Here is a 14,796-nt window from a genome sequence, read left to right as displayed (position 1 = left end):
AATGTAAGTAATATTTTTTAAGAGGTAATTGCTATTTGCTCAAAACAGGAGATAAGAACTGTGATATCATGGATAAGGCTTTAATAATACTCCTCATGAAGTTCAACTGTAAATTTTCTTTTATGGGAGGAGGAGGTATCATGATGTATCTAGCTAGCATAGGTGACTTAAAAGAAGGGGACATATTAGCTAAGAATATATATACTTCAGATGGCAAATTACTATTAGGTGCAGGAAGAAGACTGAATAAGAAATATATCAATAAATTAGATAAAATTGGTATTAACCATATCTATCTTAAAGATAATAGATTAAAAGAGTTAAAGAAAGAGGATATTGAGATAATACCAGAAGAGATTAGAAAAGAAGCAATAATTATAGCTAGGGATTGTATTAAGAAGATAATTGATGCTGATACTGGATTGAATCATCAGGAAAAACATCAATTATACAGAATAATTGCAGATATTATTGATACTATAACTATTAATAAGAAAATCCTTAATTGCATTAAGGATATCAGATTATTACAAGATGAGCTATTCTTCCATCTAACCAATGTGACGGTACTTTCTTTAGTAGTTGGAAAGCAATTGGGCTATGAGAAAGAGAGGTTAATGGAGTTAGGGATAGGTGCTTTTTTGCATGATGTAGGTAAGATAAAAGTTCCTTTAGAGATTATAAATAAGCCTGGCAGGCTTACTGATGAAGAGTTTGAAGAGGTTAAGAAACATACGACTTATGGATATCAGATTTTAGGCAATATAGAAGGTATTCCAGAAGTATCTGCTCGTATTGCTTATTTGCACCATGAGAGATGTGATGGTTCTGGTTATCCTAAAGGAATAAGTAGAAGGTATATTGATGAATATGCTAGAATTGTAGCTATCGCCGATGTCTTTGATTCTATGATTAATGATAGGGTTTATCGTAGTTCAATTAAAGTCAAAGAGGTAATTGAGTATTTGTATACTACCTTTACAGAAAATAAGATGGATAGAGAGCTAGTGGAGAGGTTTTTAAGGATGGTAACCCCTTATCCAATAGGAACCAAGGTTAAACTAAACATTGGTTGTGAAGCAGTAGTTACTAGAGTAAATGAGACTATGAAGTTAAGACCAGTAGTTAAAGTCTTAAATTTTAGTGGTCTAGATAGAGACTTCATAATTGACTTATCAAAGGATTTGAATATTGATATTATAGAGGAAATAGTTTAGAAATTAATTAAGCCAGAATTACCTGGCTTTTTTTATGTGTTTAATAGTCAATTCAATATTAGTTACTTATGACTATGTTTAATACAAAATACAATAAATAGATTAATTTTTTAAGTTCATAATATTAAAATACAAATTTAACAATTTAAAATTCCTAAAAATGAAAAATATCACTTCATACTTTAACCACTATAGTCATTTAATATAAAATGAAATAAAGGCAAAGATATTATTACCCATGATTAATACAGATGATTTGAAGAAGACTTTTTTGTTGACTGAGGGAGTAGTCTTGGGCTGCAAAATGTAAATTCAAAAAATAATTATTAAATAAAAGAAACCACGAATGGTCACAAATATACACGAATACGGACAGTAAAAAGATAAAGTATAAGGATAGTAAATAATAAACACTATAAAAGAATAATATAACAGTATTATATAAACTAAATTTTAGATTTGAGTAGTATTATTAGCAAGTATCAAAAATAACTTTATCTTGACAAGAAATTAGTTTTTTTATACTATGCTAGTAATATCAAATAGAGATGAGGAGTTGATGAGATGGATTTAAGATGGAGTTTGAAGGAGTTATATCCCAGTTTTGATTCTAAAAAGTTTAAAAGTGATTTTAAGAGATTAGAAGATAAGATTAGTGAGATTAGTAAATTGAGTGAAGATGGTTTAGATAATAGAGATAATCCTATACAGCAAGCAGAAGAATACATAATCTTATTAAAGGAGATTTATACTTTATTTGAACTGCTTTTCAATTTTTCTCAACTAACTTTGAGTGTAGAAGCTAAGAATCAGCAGGCTCTAAAGGTAATAGAGAGTTTAGAAGAAAAAGAGGTCTTATTAACAAAGCCCTCTGTTAAGTTCCAAAAATGGATTGCTTCTTTAGATGATTTAGAAAGGATAATAGAGTCTTCTAAGCTATTAACTGAACATAAGTTCTTCTTATTGGAATTGGCTAAAGAGAGTAAGTATCTGTTAAGTGAGGAACAAGAGATATTAATTGCTAAAATGAGCAGTACTGCTTCTAAAGCATGGGAGAAGCTATATGATTTATTGACTTCTACTTTATTGGTTAAGATAGAGATAGATGGTGAGGAGAAGGAGTTGCCACTACCAGTTATCAGGAATATGGCTTATGAAGATGACTTAGTTCTTAGAAAAAATGCTTATCAGGCAGAGTTAAAGTCCTATGAACAAATAGAGGAATCTATCGCAGCTGCTTTGAATGGAATTAAAGGTGAAGTACTGACTATCAGTGAGCAAAGAGGATATCAGAGTCCTTTAGAAAAGACATTGCTAGACTCTAGAATGGAAGCTGAGACTTTAGAAGTGATGTTTAAAGCAATCAAAGAGTATTTACCACTCTTTCATAATTATTATAGAAAGAAAGCAGAACTATTAGGGTATAATGATGGATTGCCTTTTTATGATCTTTTTGCCCCAATAGGTGAGGCTAAGATGAGATTTACATATGATGAAGCAAGGAAGTTCATAGTAGATAACTTTAGGAGTTTTAATGATGATTTAGCCAATTATGCCGATAATGCCTTTGCTAAACGGTGGATAGATGCTGAGCCTAGAGATGGGAAGAGAGGGGGAGCCTTCTGTAGCAATATCCATCCAATAGGTGAGAGTAGAATTTTAGCAAACTTTACAGGGAGTTTAAGTGATGTCTTGACTTTAGCCCATGAGTTAGGGCATGGATATCATGGAAGTTGCTTAGTTGATGAGAGTATAATCAATAGTGACTATCCCATGCCTTTAGCAGAGACTGCATCGATTTTCTGTGAGACTATCGTTCAAAAGGCAACATTAGATAAGGCTTCTAAAGAAGAAGTCTTGACTATTTTAGAGAGTTCAATCTCTGATGCCGGGCAGGTAATAGTTGATATTTATAGCCGTTATCTATTTGAGAGTGAAGTCTTTAAGAGAAGAAAGGAGTCATCTTTATCAGTAGATGAGCTTAAAGAGATGATGGTAGATGCTCAAAAGAAGGCCTATGGTAGAGGATTAGACCATAATTATCTACATCCTTATATGTGGTTATGTAAGCCCCATTATTATTCAGCAGAGTTGAACTTTTATAACTTCCCATATGCTTTTGGATTACTTTTTGCTAAGGGTATCTATGCTCAATATTTAGAGAAGGGTCAAGAGTTTATACAAGAATATAACTCTTTATTGGCTGTTAGTGGGAAGAATGATATAATAAATGTCGCCAAAACTATTGGAATAGATGTTAATTCTATAGATTTTTGGCGAAATTCTTTAGATATTATTAAGAGAGATATTGAAGAGTTTCTTAAATTTTGATAACTAGTGTGAGTAAAGATTTTAAATATGTAGAATCTACTCACATTAAACACATATTGCAAAGGATTGAGTAATGAATGAGAGAAAGAGATATTTTTACTAATAAATATTTAGTACCATTATTAGCAATTTTAGCTTGTCTACTATGGGGGACTGCTTTTCCATCTTTAAAGCTAAGTTATGAGGCGTTGGAGATAGGTAAAGATGATTACTTTTTAAAGATGCTTTTTGCATCTTATCGTTTCTTTATAGCATCATTATTATTGTTAAGTTATCAAGTTTTAAGTAAAGGTAAGAAGAGTTTTAAGCTAAAAATTATTAATTTTCAGCCCCTATTGTTCTTAGGATTATTACAGACTACTTTACAGTATTTCTTCTTCTATAATGGGCTTGCCAATACTACTGGGGCTAAAGCTTCCATATTAGGCACAACAGGAACCTTCTTAACGGTTATTTTGGCTCATTTCATCTATGAGAATGATAAACTCAATCTTCAAAAGGGGGTAGGATTAGTTGTAGGTCTTTTGGGAGTTATAATTGTTAATTTAAAGCAGAGAAGCTTTGACTTCTCCTTTACTTTCTTAGGAGAGGGATTTTTAATCTCATCAGCGATTGTAGCTACTATAGCCAGTATTATAGCTAAAAGCCTGACCAGAAGAATCGATCCTATGTTGGTGACAGCCTATCAGATGTTAGTGGGTTCAGTTACTTTATTCTTGATTTCAATTACTAAAGTAAAGCCATTAAGCCTAAACTTTACTAGTTCAACCTTCTTATTATTAATTTATTTAGCTATGGTTTCAGCAGTAGGTTTTGCTCTATGGTATACTTTGATCAAATATAATCCCCTAGGTTATATTACTATCTATAAGTTTGTAATTCCAGTCAGTGGAGTATTCTTTTCCAGTTTATTATTAGTAGAAGAGAGTTTAAATTTTAATATATTGGCAGCATTAATTTTAGTATCGGTTGGGATTGTAATTATTAACTATAAAAAGAGAGTAGTAGATGTAGAGAGAGTCTGATGAATTAAACTTTTAATTATTTAAATTTAAAATTAAGAAGGGAGAATTAAAACCTTCACACCTCATTCTCAACCCCAACCCTTCTCCTATTCTTAGGAGAAGGGAGACCTCTCTCAGTAGAGAAGGAGAGACTGATTGTGTGCAGAGTGCTTGTTCTTTAGACCCGAAGGGCATTAAGGGGTGAGGTCTATAAATACTCATCGGCTAAAATTTGGTATCTAGAATAATCCAAGAAGAATATTGATAGATTTCTTGGATGTAAGTATAATACAAATAAGAGTATGATATTGAAAGAATATTTTTTTATATACCAATGACCCAAATAATAAAACGTTCATTTGTTTTTAGAAAGGAGATTAATATGCCAAGACATTTTTCGCAGCAAGAACAAGAATTGATTAGAGAAGAATTAATAGAGAAAGGAAAAGAGCTAATTGCAGTATTTGGTTTAAAAAAAACTACTATATCTGATTTAACCAAAGCAGTTGGAATATCTAAGGGAAGTTTTTATAATTTTTTTAGTTCTAAAGAGGAGTTATTTTTTACTATTTTTGAATTGGAAGGCGATAAACTAAGAGGTGAAATTAGCCAACAGATTTTGAATAATTCTAAAAATGCAGCTCGAGGATTAAAAGGCTTGATAAAAGTTATCTTACGGGAAATGGAAGAAAACCCTATTATCAGTAAAATCTATAACTCTGATGATTTAGATTATGCCTATCAAAAATTAAGTAAAGAGCAGTGGGATGAGCATAGAAGTTTATCAGTTAAGGCACTTATTCCAGTAATAGAGATGTGGCAAGAACAAGGAGGATTAATAGAAGAAGATCCGGAGATTATAATTAATGTAATCAGAGCAGTTATCTCTATTAGTTTGCATAAAAAAGAGATAGGTGAAGAGATCTATCCTGAAACTATGGATTTATTGATTGACCTTGTGACTGAAGGATTAACTGTGAAGAGGAACTAGTCTTTATCATTAAATGATCAAATAAATATTATGTTAATTGATTTTAAATATAAGGAGGTAGAAAAATGATAGAGGTTAAAAATTTGCATTTCACTTATTCAAATAACTCTGAAGAGACGATTAAAGGTATTGATTTTAATGTAGGTAAAGGGGAGATATTTGGTTTCTTAGGACCAAGTGGGGCTGGGAAGAGTACAACGCAGAAGATTATTATCGGCTTATTGAAGGATTACCAAGGTAAAGTTAAGGTGATGAATCAGGAGATAAGAGATTGGGGAAAAGATTATTATGAGCAGATAGGTATCTCCTTTGAATTACCTAATTTATATAATAAGTTGACTGCTAAAGAAAACTTAAAGTTTATTAGTTCATTATATACTGGTAAGAAAGCAGACTTAATGGAATTATTGGAGATGGTTGGATTAGGTGATAAGGCTGATATTAAGGTAGCAGATTTTTCTAAAGGGATGAAGATGAGACTTAATTTTGCTAGAGCCTTTATTCATCAACCAGAGCTTATCTTCTTAGATGAACCTACTTCAGGATTGGACCCTGTGAATGCTAAGAAAATAAAAGAGATTATATTGGAGAAGAAGAAAGAAGGAAAGACCATCTTTTTAACTACCCATAATATGACTGTAGCCGATAAGTTGTGTGATAGGGTTGCATTTATTGTTGATGGAGAGATTAAATTGATTGATTCTCCTAAGGAATTGAAAGTAAAGAGAGGAAAGAGGATAGTAAGGGTAGAGTATTACCAAGGAAGAGAGACTCTTAGCAAAGAGTTTCCGTTGGAAAAGATTGGTCAGAATGAAGAGTTCAATAAATTATTGAACTCTAAGGAGATTAAAACTATCCATACCCAAGAAGCTACATTAGAAGATATCTTTATTGAAGCTACTGGGAGGAATTTATTATGAGAAGACTATTAGCCAATATCAAGGGAGATATCTTCTTACAGTTTAAATATGGGTTCTATGGGGTCTATGCAATACTTGTTCTCTTTTATATACTTACTTTAAGGTTCTTAGCAGTTAAGATATCAGCCTTCTTACTACCGATAATTATCTTCTCTGACCCATCATTATTAGGTTTTTATTTTATTGGAGGATTAATTTTATTAGAGAAGGATGAAAATACTCTAGATTGTCTAGTTGCAACACCTTTAAGAATTAGAGAGTATCTTATTTCCAAAATGGTCTCTTTAACTATCTTAGGTTTATTAGCTAGTATGATTATTGTTCTATTCAGTTATGGTACTGAGTTTAATTACTTATTATTGATTAGTGGTATAGTCTTAACCTCTTGCTTTTTTGTCTTAATCGGATTTGTTGCTGTAGCTAGATTCAATACTATAAATGATTATATATTTAGTTCGATAATATATATGATGATCTTAAATTATCCTCTTTTTGAGTATTTTGGGTTATACCAGAGTTTTCTTTCTTATTTTTCGCCAACTCAAGCCTCATTATTATTAATTAGTGGTGCTTTCTCTGGAATAGAGTTCTGGCAAACTATTTATGGGATAGCTTATTTGATAATAGCTATTATAATAGTCTATCACTTTGCATATAAATCTTTTTATAAATTTATTATCTTAAAAGGAGGGAAGAGATAAGGTGAAGAGGATATTAACTCTATTCAAAAATGATTTAAAGAATATTATTCGTGAGATAATGTTAATTTATATTATGTCAGGACCTATAATTCTTGCTACATTAATTCGTTATGGGGTTCCTATTTTACGAGAAAGATTTATTGAAAAGGTTGATTTAGTAAATTATTACCCTCTGATTACTGGTTATTTTATCTTGTTTGTCCCTATCTTAATAGGGATGGTATCAGGTTTCTTATTATTAGATGAACGTGATGAAGGTGTAGTACAAGCATTAGTTTTAACTCCTCTATCAAAAAGGGGTTATATTATCTATAGGATTTTTATGCCGATGCTGATTAGTTTAATCTATATCTTGATTCTTACTCCATTTTTAGGATTAGTTGAAGTTCCAGTATTAAATCTAATAGTAGTGGCTTTGTTGAGTATGTTCGAATCTCCAATTACGGCATTATTTTTAACAGTCTTTGCTGGAAATAAGGTAGAGGGTCTTGCTTTTTCTAAAGGTCTAGGGCTATTTATGATGGCTCCTTTGGCTAGGCTTATTGAATCAAGGTGGACTGTTTTAGCTAGGCTAATACCATTTTATTGGGCAGTAGAGAGTTTTTTAGTTATTGGAGAGAAAGGATTTTATTTTAACATTTTAATAGGTTTATTGATTCATTTATTACTTTTATTTGTTTTATTAAAGAAATTTGAAGCTAAGTTAATTTAATGTATTAGCCTAGAACTAAGATAGATATTGAGAGGTGTTCAGTAATCTATTAAAAAATTAGTTCAACTTAAATAATTATAAAAAATAAGGACTGATTTAAATGAGAGAAGATATATTAGAAAGGTTAGATGAGATAGAAGAAAAAGAGCAAGTTAAGATTTTATATGCTGTTGAGTTTGGGAGTAGAGCATGGGGGCTTTCATCAGAGGATAGTGACTATGATGTCCGTTTTATCTACCTTCGTCCCTATCAATGGTATCTATCAGTTGATAAAAAACTTGATGTTTTAGAATATCCAATCAATCAGGATCTTGATATAAGTGGTTGGGATCTTAAAAAAGCTTTACAGTTATTTAGAAAGTCAAACCCATCATTTTTAGAATGGTTATCTTCACCGATAATTTATTTAGAGAATGATTCTATTATAGAAGAACTGAGAGAATTAAGTAGAGAAAAATTTTCATCTAAGGCTATTATGTATCATTATCTACATATGGCCAGAGGTAATTATAAAAAGTATTTGCAGGGTGAGGAAGTAAGTATTAAAAAGTATTTTTATGTCTTAAGACCAATTTTAGCCTGCCAGTGGATAGAGAAGAAGCAGAGTATTCCACCTATGGAATTTGATAAGTTATTAGATTTACAGCACTCTAATCAGAGTTTATATAATGAGATTCAGAAACTATTAGCTAGAAAGATATCTGGAGAGAAGTTAGTTATAGAGGATAGAATAGACATTATTAATAACTTTATTGAAGATAAACTCCACTATTATCAGGAGTATGTAAAGGGGATCAAAGATATAGATTCTATAGATTATGATAAATTAAATCAGTTGTTTAGAGCTACTTTAGAGGAAGTATGGGGATAGATTATATAACTGAATGAACAGTAACAAGGGAATAAAAAAGTTTTACTCTTTAGCCATTATATTTTACTAAAGTGTCGTCTTTGTTGATATCAATTTAAACCTTGGTATCAGTAAAGGCGATTTTCTGTTTTTAACCTAAAATTTCAAGAAGGACTTTAATAGAAATTTACTGTTGAATTTAAGTATTCTTATGTTAAATTTTCTAATTTAGCAGGATTTAATAAAAAGGTATAGAAATTTTCATTAGAGTATTCTTTTTTGAAAATTTTATTACTTAATTTGCTTGATTAAGAGATATGAATTGGAAACTTTTAAAAATAAGGAGGAAGAGAATATGAAGAAATATATTAAGGTTACTTTATTTATAGTTATCTTTATATTACTTTTACTAAGCCACAGAGTTTACGGTGATGCAAAGATTTTGGTATTTCACCGCTTTGATGACCATAGATACCCTTCAACAAATATCAGTAATCAAAGGTTGAGAGAGGTATTTGAGTATCTTAAAGATAATGGTTATCAAGTCTTAAGCTTAGAAGAGTTGGTCAATCAGGTTGAAGAGGGAACCCCTATTGATGATAGGACTGTAGCTTTTACTATAGATGATGGCTATAAGAGTTTTTATGAAAATGGATTAGAGATATTTAAAGAGTATAATTATCCTTTTACTATCTTTATTAATAGTAAGGCAATTAATTATAAGTATGGAGATTTCTTAACTTGGGAGCAGTTAAAAGAGATAAGTAGATATGGGAGTATTGGCAGCCATAGTTATGGACATAAGCATTTAACGAAATTACCTTTAGAAGAATTGAAAAGTGAAGTACAAAGGAGTATAGATGATATTTATAATAATCTAGGGATTAAGGTTAAGTTCTTCTCATATCCTTATGGAGAGTATGATAATAGAGTTAAAGAAGTGGTTAAGAGTTTTGGTTTTAAAGCTATATTTAATCAGAATCTAGGTGCTGTTTCAGAGCAGAGTGATCTATTTGATTTAGATAGGATTGCAATTGGAGAAGATTCAAATTTGAAATTGAATTTATCCTATAAATATTTAAAGGTCAAATGGTTAGACCAGGCAGAAGCAGTGGAGGATGATAGATTGCTCAAAGTGGAAGTTAGAACTAGTCCAGATATAGAAAAGGCTCAACTATATATCTCTGGTTATGGTTGGAGAAAGGTTGAGCTAGAAGAAGGAACTTTATCTTTAGACTTAGATTTATCTCTAAAATATTCTAGAAATAGAGTCTTCTTAAAGACCTATGATAATAGAATAGCTTCTCAAATTATTGTTAAATAGTTAAAATAGAAAAAGCAGTATAGCTGATTCAGCCATACTGCTTTTTCATATAAGGAGAAGAGGGCTTATAGTACAATTATGAAGAAGCTATCTTTTACTAATACTGGTTAGTTATTATTAATAGCGATAATCATATTCTCCTGGGAATCTCTCATTTACTTCCCAAGATTCAACAGTCATATAAGCGGTATTATAATCAAAGCCCATTCCCATTAGATATGAGATTAACATTACTTCCATAATGGCATGCCTTAGACCTACAGTTCTACCTTCCTCTATCGCATAATCAACTAAAGGGTTTAAATCTCGAACAATATCATAAGGAGCTACTCCTCGGTCTGATCTTCTTGGTGGATAATAGTCATCATGGGATTTTTGTGGCTTGTTGTTACTCATCTTTATCCTCCTTTCATTATAATTTATACATTATATGTAGATTTACTGTTGTTTGTTAATAATAAACATTATAGTTTTATTTTTATTTAATTTCCATAAAATTAATATGTTATATATTATTGTTGGTTTACATATTTTAATTTAAAATAGGTAAACTTATAATAAAGCAGTTAAGCTGCACGGAGAAATAGTTATTTGCCCAACTTATATAATAAGCTTAGGAAGAATTATTTTAAAAATCAATGACTATTTCAAATTTTCAAAATAAATGATTTAAATATATTATACGAGGAGGTATATAGATGCAATTTAATCAATATTCAAAGGAGCAACAGGAGTATATGTTGGCTGTAGGATATAAGAAGGTAATTGATGATATATATCATCAATATATAAATGAGCTAAGAGAAGAATGTGGAGAAGAAGAGATGTTAGAGCAAGAGCTTGATTTAATAGATGAATTAGATTATTGGCAAGTAGAAAGTAGAGTACTACAGGCAGAGAACAATCTAATCAACTGGGGAAGAAGAATACTATATAAGTGGGGAATCTTCACGGACAGAATGGTTGAAAGAACTTTCGATTTTGAAATTTATGACAAAAGCAGTATCGTTAATATGCTAATGGAATTAAATGAGGAAGAAATTTCTGATTTAGTGCAGTTATATAAGAATTGAAAATTATTTAATAATACATATGAATTACCTTAACTATTGATAAATCTATCTTTTATATTAAGATTTTGTTTTAATTACTCATTATTTTATTATTTTTTGATAAGATATTTTAATTTAGTAATATCTAAGATATAATTATATAAGAGGTGAGGAGGATGATTAAAATGGACATTACTGAAATAATTAAAGATAAGATTGAGAAATTAAGAGAAGAACTTATAATAAGTAGGTTAGAATATGATAGTTATCATCCTAAAATAGTACAATTGAGTTTAGAGCTTGATACCTTGATCAATATATATACCAAATTCCATGATACAGGGCTATACTTTTATTCTTAATAGTATGATTCTATAGTAAATAGAGTTTATACAATAATTATAAACAAATAGATTTCTTTCTATATATCTTAATTTTATTAAGAAATATAGGTTGAATTAATTTAAATTACCAAAAATAACTTTTTTTAAAAGGAATATTAAATCCTCTTTTTTTTAATACTAAGAGTAAAAAGGAGTTGATTTAATGTCACACAAATCTCATGTACATTGTACAGTCAATAATTGTCAATGGTGGGAAGGTCCAAATCTGTGTATAGCCGAGAAGATATTAGTAGTTAGTGATGAATTTGCCAAAAAGCTTCCAAATGAGGTTGATGTGGAAGAGACCAATCAAATTGTTAATGATTTAGGGTCATCACCAGTGGATGAATGTTATCAAAGTTGTTGTAAGACTTTTGTTCCTCGTGATAAGTATTTATCAGGGATGGGTGGAAGTGAATATAATAATGTTGAAGTTTAAACTGACAATTAATTGTCAGTTTTTTCTTTTAAAGAAAGAGTTTTTATCAAAAAATATCATGGGTATATGCAAGAAATACTAAAATTAAACATACATATAATAAAGTGAGAAAATAATAGTTAAAGGAGGGTTACAATGAGTGATGAAAAGTTAAAAAGGTTATCAGAGCTTACTGGTCTTGACCCTGAAGTAATTAAGGAGCTAGGAGCAGATAACCTAAGTGAGGATAACATGGAATTAGTAAAAAATATTTCTGATATGTACAGGAATAATCAAGAAGAGTTCTCTAATTTCTTGAATGACAGTGGAATTGGTGATATCTTAAATAATATAAGTCAAGATAATGACATTAATAAAGATAATCTATCAGATATTAAGAGAAACTTACAGGAGTTACTCAATAATCAAGATATTGATTTAGATATATAGTTAGAAAAGAGACCACCGTGGTCTCTTTTCTAACTATATAGATAATCTTCTAAAGTAGAGTCATTATAAGCAATTTTTTTAGCATGTTCAACCCCAACATAGCGCAGATGCCAAGGCTCATATTGATATCCAGTAATATTCTCCTTTCCTTTTGGATATCTAATAATAAAACCATATTCAGGGGCCATTTTAGACAGCCATCTCCCTTCTTCTGTCTCTCCAAACTCTTCTACTAAATCATAGTTAACAGCTGAGCTGGAAACATCCATAGCTAAACCTGTTTGATGTTCACTATGCCCAGGTTTAGCACTATATTGATTTGCAGCTTCTACCCCTTTTAGACGAGCATTGTAGTCAAATATTTCCTTCTGTCGGTTAAAAGAACGATATCCTGATACACCAACAAGTTCAATATTATCCTCCTTAGCTTTAGCAAATAGCTTCTCTAGAGCTTTAGCAGCTACTATTCTTATCTTTTTTTTGGGATGATCTCCTGCAAAAGCAAAGGGAATATTTGGAACTACTAAATCCTCTGGAATGAATTCAGAAGGGAGCCCTTGCTCTTTATTTACTAAGACTAATTTGTTTAAAGGATTGTTTACCGACTCTTTCTCTTTAGCGACTGTATTAATCTCCTCAATAATCTGATTTGAAGGATTTTCTTTCTTCTTTTGTTGAATATTATCATCAATTGTTTTATTATTCTTCTCTTTAGATAAATTATCTATTGAGGTAAAGGTAATACTAAAAGTAGGTGAAGAAGTATTGACTAACAGAAACAATAATATTATAAAGAATAATTTCTTTTTCATAAAAAGTCCCTCCTTCTAGCAATATTAACGGAAGCAAGAATCATTGTATTAATTGTTAGTAGTAAATGCAATCCTTGATTATTGTAAAAGTATGTACTTTATTATGGAAATTCCTTTTTTATACAATTGACTCTTACCACTTTACTATATTTTATTAACTGAGATTAATTATTGATACAAGATTAATAATTTCAATTTGTGTGAGTTATATCATATAATCTTTAAATAAGAAATACTATAATATCAATATAATCTTTACAGAAACTAAAATAACTTTAAAGATAAACTAGGAGGTTTTAATTATGGAGATTAAAAAAACAGATATTATTTCAGATGTATTAAGAAAACACCCAGAGACTGCTGAGGTATTTATGAGTTTTGGGATGCATTGTTTAGGGTGTCCAACAGCTACTGGAGAAGCAATTGAGCAAGCTGTAATGGTACATGGGATTGATCTTGAAGAGATAATGAAAGCTTTAAATGAAAAGATTAATAACTAAATATTGATGATTAAAAAAGCCCCGTTAACGGGGCTTTTTTCTTGCAATTAAAGAAATATATCTTATAATAGATTAGTAAGGAGGGGATTAAATGGAAGAGGATATTTTAAAGGAACATCCTTATTTTTCTGAATTGGACACTGATAAGTTAGTTGAAATAAGTAAGTTAATCATTACTAAAAGCTATAAGAAGGGTGAAATCATCTTCTTTGAAGGCGATTTAGGAGAGTCATTATATTTAGTTAAATCTGGAAAAGTGAAACTGATCAAGATGGTTGAAAGTGGTGAAGAGCAGATTATCAATATAGTAAAGGCTGGGGATATCTTTGCTGAAGTAGTATTATTTGATGATGGAAATTATCCTGCTACTGCAATAACTATGGAGGCTACAGAGGTAGGGATAATTAATGGTAAGGATATCGAAAAGTTGATGTATAGGATTCCCGAGATTGCTCTAAAGATATTAAAAGTTATGAGTAAAAGATTAAGAAGAGCACAGCAACGGATAAGAAACTTAGGGCTAAAGGATACTACTAGCCGTACAGCAAGTGCTTTGGTCTATCTAGCTCAAGAGCATGGTATCGGTGATGAGACTAAAGTGGAGATAAACCTATCTTTGACCCAACAAGAGCTGGCTAGCTTAATTGGAACTTCAAGAGAGACAGTATCTCGAACCTTAAATAGATTTAAAGATGATGGTCTTGTCTCAGTCTCTAGGCAGAAAATAATTATTAGAGATTTGGCTGGGTTGAAGGAAACTATTTAGTCTTATGAGCTAGTAGAGATACTGGTATTATATAGAGATATTGCGACATTTTCTGAATTTACAATTGACAATATATAATTAAAAGAATTTAAAGGTTTTTAAGCCGAAAAAATTCCTATTTGAACGAAGCAAAAATTGAACAAAGATTTAGAGATTAATTAAATTTTAATTAAGAAGTTTAGATAATAGTAGTATTCATTACTTTGATTGCTGAGTGAGTGGGTTGGTTTTGTGCGAAAGGGAATTGTTCTATATTCCCTAGAGAGCCACGGAGAGTCTTGTTCTGTAGAGTCGTAGGTATATTTTCTTCTAGACCTTTTGCTTGTTTTTTAAAAAGTGAAAAGTGTCGCTTTATACCCATTAAA

At 30.5% G+C, this 14,796-nt stretch carries 17 protein-coding genes; 15 read left to right on the top strand and 2 right to left on the bottom strand.

Annotation, left to right across the window (positions count from 1 at the left end):
• Window positions 1–143: 143 nt before the first annotated feature.
• The 9 genes from U472_RS10750 (at window position 144) to U472_RS10710 (ending at window position 10,050) form a co-directional block, all read left to right on the top strand.
• Window positions 144–1,217: an HD-GYP domain-containing protein gene (locus U472_RS10750; RefSeq protein WP_068718328.1), complete on the top strand. Its 1,074-nt coding sequence runs from the start codon at window positions 144–146 to the stop codon at window positions 1,215–1,217.
• A gap of 564 nt (window positions 1,218–1,781) precedes the next feature.
• Window positions 1,782–3,548, top strand: a complete 1,767-nt coding sequence (locus tag U472_RS10745) for a M3 family oligoendopeptidase (RefSeq protein ID WP_068718326.1) — start codon at window positions 1,782–1,784, stop codon at window positions 3,546–3,548.
• A gap of 77 nt (window positions 3,549–3,625) precedes the next feature.
• Window positions 3,626–4,573 (top strand): DMT family transporter, encoded by a 948-nt coding sequence (locus tag U472_RS10740; RefSeq protein ID WP_068718324.1) that lies wholly within the window; start codon window positions 3,626–3,628, stop codon window positions 4,571–4,573.
• Between the two features lie 361 nt (window positions 4,574–4,934).
• Complete coding sequence (locus U472_RS10735) at window positions 4,935–5,543, top strand: TetR/AcrR family transcriptional regulator (protein WP_068718322.1); 609 nt, start codon at window positions 4,935–4,937, stop codon at window positions 5,541–5,543.
• A 65-nt stretch (window positions 5,544–5,608) separates the two neighbouring features.
• Entirely contained in the window at window positions 5,609–6,463 is an 855-nt protein-coding gene (locus U472_RS10730; RefSeq protein WP_068718320.1) for an ABC transporter ATP-binding protein, read from the top strand.
• Window positions 6,460–7,164: a fluoroquinolone export ABC transporter permease subunit gene (locus U472_RS10725; RefSeq protein WP_068718318.1), complete on the top strand. Its 705-nt coding sequence runs from the start codon at window positions 6,460–6,462 to the stop codon at window positions 7,162–7,164. Before U472_RS10730 ends, U472_RS10725 begins: the two co-directional genes overlap by 4 nt.
• Before the next feature lies 1 nt (window position 7,165).
• Complete coding sequence (locus tag U472_RS10720) at window positions 7,166–7,876, top strand: hypothetical protein (RefSeq protein ID WP_068718316.1); 711 nt, start codon at window positions 7,166–7,168, stop codon at window positions 7,874–7,876.
• 100 nt (window positions 7,877–7,976) lie between these two features.
• The gene (locus tag U472_RS10715) at window positions 7,977–8,747 is read left to right on the top strand and encodes a nucleotidyltransferase domain-containing protein (RefSeq protein WP_068718314.1); all 771 of its coding nucleotides are present in this window, start codon (window positions 7,977–7,979) and stop codon (window positions 8,745–8,747) included.
• 334 nt (window positions 8,748–9,081) lie between these two features.
• Window positions 9,082–10,050, top strand: a complete 969-nt coding sequence (locus tag U472_RS10710) for a polysaccharide deacetylase family protein (RefSeq protein ID WP_083189868.1) — start codon at window positions 9,082–9,084, stop codon at window positions 10,048–10,050.
• Window positions 10,051–10,167: 117 nt separating this feature from the next.
• On the opposite strand, the gene U472_RS10705 is transcribed toward U472_RS10710, so the two are convergent.
• Window positions 10,168–10,446, bottom strand: a complete 279-nt coding sequence (locus tag U472_RS10705) for a hypothetical protein (protein ID WP_176714154.1) — start codon at window positions 10,444–10,446, stop codon at window positions 10,168–10,170.
• Window positions 10,447–10,748: 302 nt separating this feature from the next.
• Here U472_RS10705 and U472_RS10700 point away from each other — a divergent pair, with 302 nt between their 5' ends.
• The 4 genes from U472_RS10700 (at window position 10,749) to U472_RS10690 (ending at window position 12,353) form a co-directional block, all read left to right on the top strand.
• Window positions 10,749–11,123 carry a hypothetical protein gene (locus U472_RS10700; RefSeq protein ID WP_068718312.1) on the top strand — a complete coding sequence of 125 codons (375 nt, stop codon included), beginning with the start codon at window positions 10,749–10,751 and terminating at the stop codon, window positions 11,121–11,123.
• A gap of 164 nt (window positions 11,124–11,287) precedes the next feature.
• Window positions 11,288–11,464, top strand: a complete 177-nt coding sequence (locus U472_RS16310) for an aspartyl-phosphate phosphatase Spo0E family protein (RefSeq protein ID WP_176714153.1) — start codon at window positions 11,288–11,290, stop codon at window positions 11,462–11,464.
• A 184-nt stretch (window positions 11,465–11,648) separates the two neighbouring features.
• A complete protein-coding gene (locus tag U472_RS10695) occupies window positions 11,649–11,924 on the top strand; it encodes a DUF1540 domain-containing protein (protein ID WP_068718311.1) in 276 nt (91 codons plus the stop codon).
• A gap of 135 nt (window positions 11,925–12,059) precedes the next feature.
• The gene (locus U472_RS10690; RefSeq protein ID WP_068718309.1) at window positions 12,060–12,353 is read left to right on the top strand and encodes a hypothetical protein; all 294 of its coding nucleotides are present in this window, start codon (window positions 12,060–12,062) and stop codon (window positions 12,351–12,353) included.
• Window positions 12,354–12,382: 29 nt separating this feature from the next.
• Here the strand turns inward: U472_RS10690 and U472_RS10685 are convergent, their stop codons facing one another.
• Window positions 12,383–13,165, bottom strand: coding sequence for a M15 family metallopeptidase (locus tag U472_RS10685; protein WP_068718307.1), 783 nt, complete (start codon window positions 13,163–13,165; stop codon window positions 12,383–12,385).
• A 302-nt stretch (window positions 13,166–13,467) separates the two neighbouring features.
• On the opposite strand from U472_RS10685, the gene U472_RS10680 reads away from it, so the two are divergent.
• Window positions 13,468–13,665, top strand: a complete 198-nt coding sequence (locus U472_RS10680) for a DUF1858 domain-containing protein (protein WP_068718305.1) — start codon at window positions 13,468–13,470, stop codon at window positions 13,663–13,665.
• Between the two features lie 91 nt (window positions 13,666–13,756).
• Window positions 13,757–14,431 carry a Crp/Fnr family transcriptional regulator gene (locus tag U472_RS10675; protein WP_068718303.1) on the top strand — a complete coding sequence of 225 codons (675 nt, stop codon included), beginning with the start codon at window positions 13,757–13,759 and terminating at the stop codon, window positions 14,429–14,431.
• Window positions 14,432–14,796 lie beyond the last annotated feature (365 nt).

Source organism: Orenia metallireducens (assembly GCF_001693735.1).
Taxonomy (GTDB): Bacteria; Bacillota; Halanaerobiia; order Halobacteroidales; family Halobacteroidaceae; genus Orenia; species Orenia metallireducens.
The sequence above is the reverse complement of the archived record's forward strand: the minus strand, read 5'-3'. Positions and strand labels throughout refer to the sequence as shown.